Genomic DNA, 5,219 nt, shown 5'->3' on the forward strand with positions numbered 1-5,219 from the left:
CTAATCAAAGTTAAAACTACAGACCAAGATGGACTTTCCTATGAAAAGGAATTAACCATCAATGTTAATGACATCAATGAAGGACCTACAAGTGGCGGTTCGTCAACCACTAAATTAGTCAAAATTAGCAATGATGTCTTTCAAATCCAAACCAACAATAGCAAAGCCACACTTGAAGTTACCCTCACCGGACTTAGTTCTAGCCTTGTCAATGAATTAGGTGCATTTACTGTTGATGATGCAGCTGGAACAATTAATAGTATTGCCCCCGGAGAAGCTGGATATGCTGAGGCAGCATTGGCGAACAGTAAGGTAATTTTCTCGGCTATTTCCAAAATTCCTCAGCAGTTTGATGCAAATAATATCAATAAGTTATTAGGATTTGATGCCAATGATAACTTAAGATTTTATGTAGTCAAAAATGGTTCGACTGATTCTGTAAAAACTGGAATTACGTCTATTTCTAACTTAATTTTTCCTAGTTCTTCAACTCTCCAAAGTACAGACTTAGGTAATAATAATTTCTCTCTTGCTTGGGAGGATGGTTCTGGTAATCCTCAAGGATTCGAGGATTTGGTTGTCAATATTAAGGCTACAGATAATCCTTTACCTCTGGGTACAGGTTTGCAAGACCGTTCACAAGGAGAAAACATTGATTTACGAGATGTTTCTGGTTTGGTGACAGCTGAGTTTACAGTCTATAGAGAAGCAGCTTTTGATAACTATGTTGGTTTCTATAAAGTGACTGATGAAAATGGTGGAATTGATATTAACGGTGATGGTACTGCTGATATCCTACCTGGGCAAGCTGGCTATACTCAAGCAGCGGTTAATCAACATTTAAGTAATCTTGGTTTGAGTGTTAGTGATGGACAAACAGCAAATTTTAGCGGCACTTTAGAAGGTGGTGCTATCTATGTACCATTTCTAATTGTGAATAGTAGACCTGATGCGGTTCTTGATAACAATTCAAATAATGATCCAGCCGTTTACTTTACGTTCTTAGGTGCTAATTCAGATCAGACAGATCATGTCCGTCTTTTAGGTGATAATACCTTTGGCTTTGAAGATTTAGTAAATGGTGGTGATGGAGATTTTAACGATATCGTTGTCAAATTTGAGTTACAAGCGATCGCATAAAAATCTTTGTTTGAGATTTCCCTCTTAAAAAGGGAATAAGCTTCTCAAAGCCTTTCTGACAATTGAGGGCGGGAAAACCCCGCCCCTACGGGCTTTCTTGGCATTGAAACCTCTACTTCACTCATCTGACAACTGCTACAGTGTTTTGATTTCCTCAAATATTGATACTATTGGGAATATGAGAAGGCAAAAGAAAAGATAAGAATATTCAATACTGGTTTCTGTGTATATTTTGTCATAATTTACTTCTAAAGGAATCACTTGGTCACTAAAATTATGTTTAAATCAGTAAAACTATGTTACGTGATTTTACTAGTCGAGAAGAATTAATAACTTATCTCCGTGAACAGTTCCCCACAGCTACAGAACGAGATGATCACGTTAGTATGACTTTAGGAGGAAGGAAAGCAGCCGAACAAGTATTACATCAAGTCAATCCAGATGCTTACGGAAAAACACGTAATTTTATAACAGGTGATGTTACTAAACTATCACCTTATATTCGTTATGGCGTTTTGAGTTTGCGAGAAATTCGAGATTATATTCTTGATAATGTCCAGAATTTAGATGAAGCGACTAAATTAATTACCGAGTTAGGTTGGCGTGACTATTGGCAAAGGTTATATGTAAAGCTGGGGGATGGTATTTGGCAAAATCAAGAAGAATACAAAACTGGATACAAACTAGTAGACTACGCAGCAGAATTACCTCCAGACATCACCAAAGGTACAACAGGACTAGTTTGTATTGATAGCTTTAGCCGAGAATTGCGAGAAACTGGCTATCTGCACAACCATATCAGAATGTGGTTAGCAGCTTATGTGATCCATTGGCGACATATTCAATGGCAAGCCGGCGCAAAATGGTTTTTGCAACATTTGCTTGATGGCGACCCAGCAAGTAATAATATGTCATGGCAGTGGGTAGCGAGTACCTTTAGCCACAAACCTTATTTTTTCAACCGCGAAAATTTAGAACGTTATAGCAACAGCGTTTATTGTCGTCAATGTCCGCTTTATGGAAGTTGTGATTTTGAAGGTAGTTATGAAGAATTAGAACAGCAACTTTTTCCTAATGGAGAGTTTAGTAAAAAGCCCAATAGTCAAAGTTGGCAGAAAGGAAAAAAGCGAGGTTGAACTGCTGTTAATTAATTAGGTGGGCATTTGCCCACCCAAAGAATTACACCAAAGCATTCAATTTTTTGGCAGTTTCAAAGAAGAAAGCGACATTTTCTTCTGGTGTGGCTGGTAGTACACCATGACCAAGATTGAGGATGTGTCCCCAGTTCCCGGCTTTGCGAACGGTGTCCAGAATGCGATCGCGGATGAACTCTTTGGAACCAAATAACACACCAGGATCAAGGTTTCCTTGAACTTTGACGTGTTTACCTAATCTAGCCCGTGCATCTGCCATATCCACTGCCCAATCAACAGTGACGATATCCGCCCCCGATTGTGCCATGCGTTCGAGAACACCTGCACTACCACTAACTAACAAAATTAAGGGTGTATCGGGATGAGTTGCTTTGACTTTCTCGAACACCATTTTTTGATAAGGTAGGGCAAAGGTGTCATAATCTTGGGGGCTGAGTTGTCCTGCCCAAGAATCGAACATTTGCACAACTTGAGCGCCGCAGTCAATTTGGTAGCGGACATAGATTGCGATCGCATCAGCTAATTTCTCCAAAAACTGATGTAGCATCGTTGGGTCACTAAATGCCATGTTTTTAATGATGGAATAGGTTTTAGAACCTTTGCCTTCCACCACATAAGCGGCTAATGTCCAAGGTGCGCCCACAAAGCCTAACACCGTTGATTGATTGCCTACTTCCTGCCGTAATGCCTGCAAAATCGTTTTGATAAATGGCAGGGATATTTCTGGTTCTAGGGGACGCAGTTGATCAACTTGTTGTTGAGTGCGAATGGGCGAGTGAATAATTGGGCCTTTACCTTCCGCAATATCCATTTCAATCCCCATTCCTGGGAGGGGAGTGACAATATCGGAAAATAAAATAACTCCATCGGGTTGGAAAGCTCTCCAAGGTTGGAGGGAAACTTCAATCGCTACTTCTGGAATTTCTGAGCGATCGCGGAATGAAGGATATTTTTCTCGCAAATCCCGATATGCTTTCATATAGCGCCCCGCTTGTCGCATCATCCATACGGGGGGACGATCTACTACTTCACCACGTGCAGCCCGGAGGAGGAGAGGAGCCGTTGAGGAAACACCCATTTAACACTTCATCCTAAGTCACTTTTTTATGTCACTGTTTAGCTTATCATTCTCAGAATACCCTTGATCAGCATGGGTGAAAAGCAGCGCCCACAGCTTTACCTAACTTAATATACTCAGCCAGAAGTTGAATAAACTGACTATGAAAATGCGATCGCTCCCAGGGAGGTAAAAATGCTGGGTTAATGAAGTGTAAGTTTGCAAAAGATGCGATCGTACTGCGCCACGTTTGTATTGAAATTTGCAAAAGATTTGATTTGTCAATTTTAAGGGAAGAATGATTATTGGTATTATTGGTATGTGCGATCGCTTTGACAACTTTTTCCGCTACTACTGCACCAGAGGGAGCTTTTATTCTAAATAAAATAATCCCAGTTGTAGCAGGTAACTGTGAACGAAAAGCCAGTTCTCCAAAATCTTTATCAAAGGTTAAGAGAATACGGTTTTCTGCTTGGGCGCGACTTAATACTTGAGGATCAGAAATACCTGGTGAGTCTATTCTAATCCAAGCTACATCATGTCCGTTTTCTCTCAAAGCTTCAACCGCATCAAGCGGAAAATTTTCATTAGCTAAAAAACGCATGATTTAGGCAGGAATAGCATAGATTTTTTCAGATTTTAGAGAAGCACTAGCATAAGCAAGACAGGCTTGGATATCTTCAATAGTAATACCTGGATAATTACGCAAAATTTCCTCATTACTCCAGCCTTGGGACAGAAGATCAATGATAAATTCTACAGCTAGTCGTGTTCCTTTGATAATAGGTTTACCGACTAAGATGTTTGGGTCAATGATAATTCGAGATTGCCAATCCATAATTATTAATTGTCTGAATATATGAATATATGAAATAGGAAAGTACACAAATTAATTTTACCACTAATTGGTATCTACCTGCCGACATTCAGCAATTGATTGTTTTATCTCTGTTGCTTCTGCGTTGCTTAAAATTCCTGCAAATTTGGCTAGAGGATGATCTTTGCGTGTAGCTTTCACACGATGTAAATAATCTAGTAAAAGTTGCACAATATCATCAGGAGTTTTTTCGAGTTCTTGGATTAATTGCTCACGGGTTGTCATACGTCTAAACCTCCAAAGCATAATTAAGTGGGAATCGCTCTCCTCTAGGTTATTTCATGCGATCGCCTGATCATCCCACATAAACCATAAAGATCGCTTTCCTAATCGCAAACATCAGTATCTAAAGCCATTTCACCACTCATTTGCATCTACCCGCCGACATTCAGCAATTTATTGTTTTATCTCTGTTGCTTCTGCGTCGCTTAAAATTCCTGCAAATTTGGCTAGAGGATGATCTTTCCGTCTAAGAGGTTATTTGAAGCGAAGCTTACCGAAGGTATCGCTTCCCTCATTACAGGCATCGCTCCCATGCAAACAAAAAAGGTGGGTTAACAAAATGTAAGTCTACAAGAAAGGCGATCTCGCTACCATTCCGACAAAGTGAAGTGCGTTACTTTGTTAACGCACACTTGTATATTAAAGGAAATAGTAGATGATAGTAGATTGCCTATCGCATTACATCACATTTCCTTACTTATCACATTGTCCTGACTTATATTTCTCTAACACTTCTTGAAACGTATAAGAAATTTTAACGTCCTCAGAAATATCTGGCTCGATAGGTGGAACTTCATAACCTTCTATATTTGGTCTTCCAGTATCTTCTAAAACTAACTGGTCATATCCAGAATTAGTGATATTTGCCCTATCCTTACGGTTTTGACTATCAAGAACTATATTGTAGCCAATCTCATAGTTGTAGGTTTTGATCCTGACGGGATGACGAAATAGTCTAAAAAGCTTATCAGATGCAGATTGTACCGAT

Annotated in this window: 6 protein-coding genes and 1 pseudogene; 2 read left to right on the forward strand and 5 right to left on the reverse strand. The window is 39.5% G+C overall.

Annotated elements, in window-relative coordinates; genetic code table 11:
• Both VB713_RS26235 and VB713_RS26240 read left to right on the forward strand, forming a co-directional pair.
• The coding region (locus VB713_RS26235) for a DUF4114 domain-containing protein (protein WP_323314430.1) at positions 1–1,140 on the forward strand (1,140 nt) is incomplete at its 5' end.
• A 296-nt stretch (positions 1,141–1,436) separates the two neighbouring features.
• On the forward strand, positions 1,437–2,276 hold the full coding sequence (locus tag VB713_RS26240; RefSeq protein WP_323314431.1) for an FAD-binding domain-containing protein: 840 nt from the start codon (positions 1,437–1,439) through the stop codon (positions 2,274–2,276).
• A gap of 43 nt (positions 2,277–2,319) precedes the next feature.
• Here VB713_RS26240 and hemE read toward each other — a convergent pair whose 3' ends face one another.
• The 5 genes and pseudogenes from hemE to VB713_RS26265 form a co-directional block, all read right to left on the reverse strand.
• Entirely contained in the window at positions 2,320–3,372 is a 1,053-nt protein-coding gene (gene hemE / locus VB713_RS26245; RefSeq protein ID WP_323314432.1) for a uroporphyrinogen decarboxylase, read from the reverse strand.
• Between the two features lie 67 nt (positions 3,373–3,439).
• Positions 3,440–3,955: a DUF5615 family PIN-like protein gene (locus VB713_RS26250; RefSeq protein WP_323314433.1), complete on the reverse strand. Its 516-nt coding sequence runs from the start codon at positions 3,953–3,955 to the stop codon at positions 3,440–3,442.
• A gap of 3 nt (positions 3,956–3,958) precedes the next feature.
• On the reverse strand, positions 3,959–4,189 hold the full coding sequence (locus tag VB713_RS26255; RefSeq protein WP_323314434.1) for a DUF433 domain-containing protein: 231 nt from the start codon (positions 4,187–4,189) through the stop codon (positions 3,959–3,961).
• A 63-nt stretch (positions 4,190–4,252) separates the two neighbouring features.
• A complete protein-coding gene (locus tag VB713_RS26260; protein WP_323314435.1) occupies positions 4,253–4,453 on the reverse strand; it encodes a hypothetical protein in 201 nt (66 codons plus the stop codon).
• 471 nt (positions 4,454–4,924) lie between these two features.
• A pseudogene (locus tag VB713_RS26265) lies at positions 4,925–5,219 on the reverse strand (hypothetical protein); the annotation flags it as partial.

The organism is Anabaena cylindrica UHCC 0172 (genome assembly GCF_034931625.1).
In the GTDB taxonomy this organism is placed as follows: domain Bacteria; phylum Cyanobacteriota; class Cyanobacteriia; order Cyanobacteriales; family Nostocaceae; genus Anabaena; species Anabaena cylindrica_A.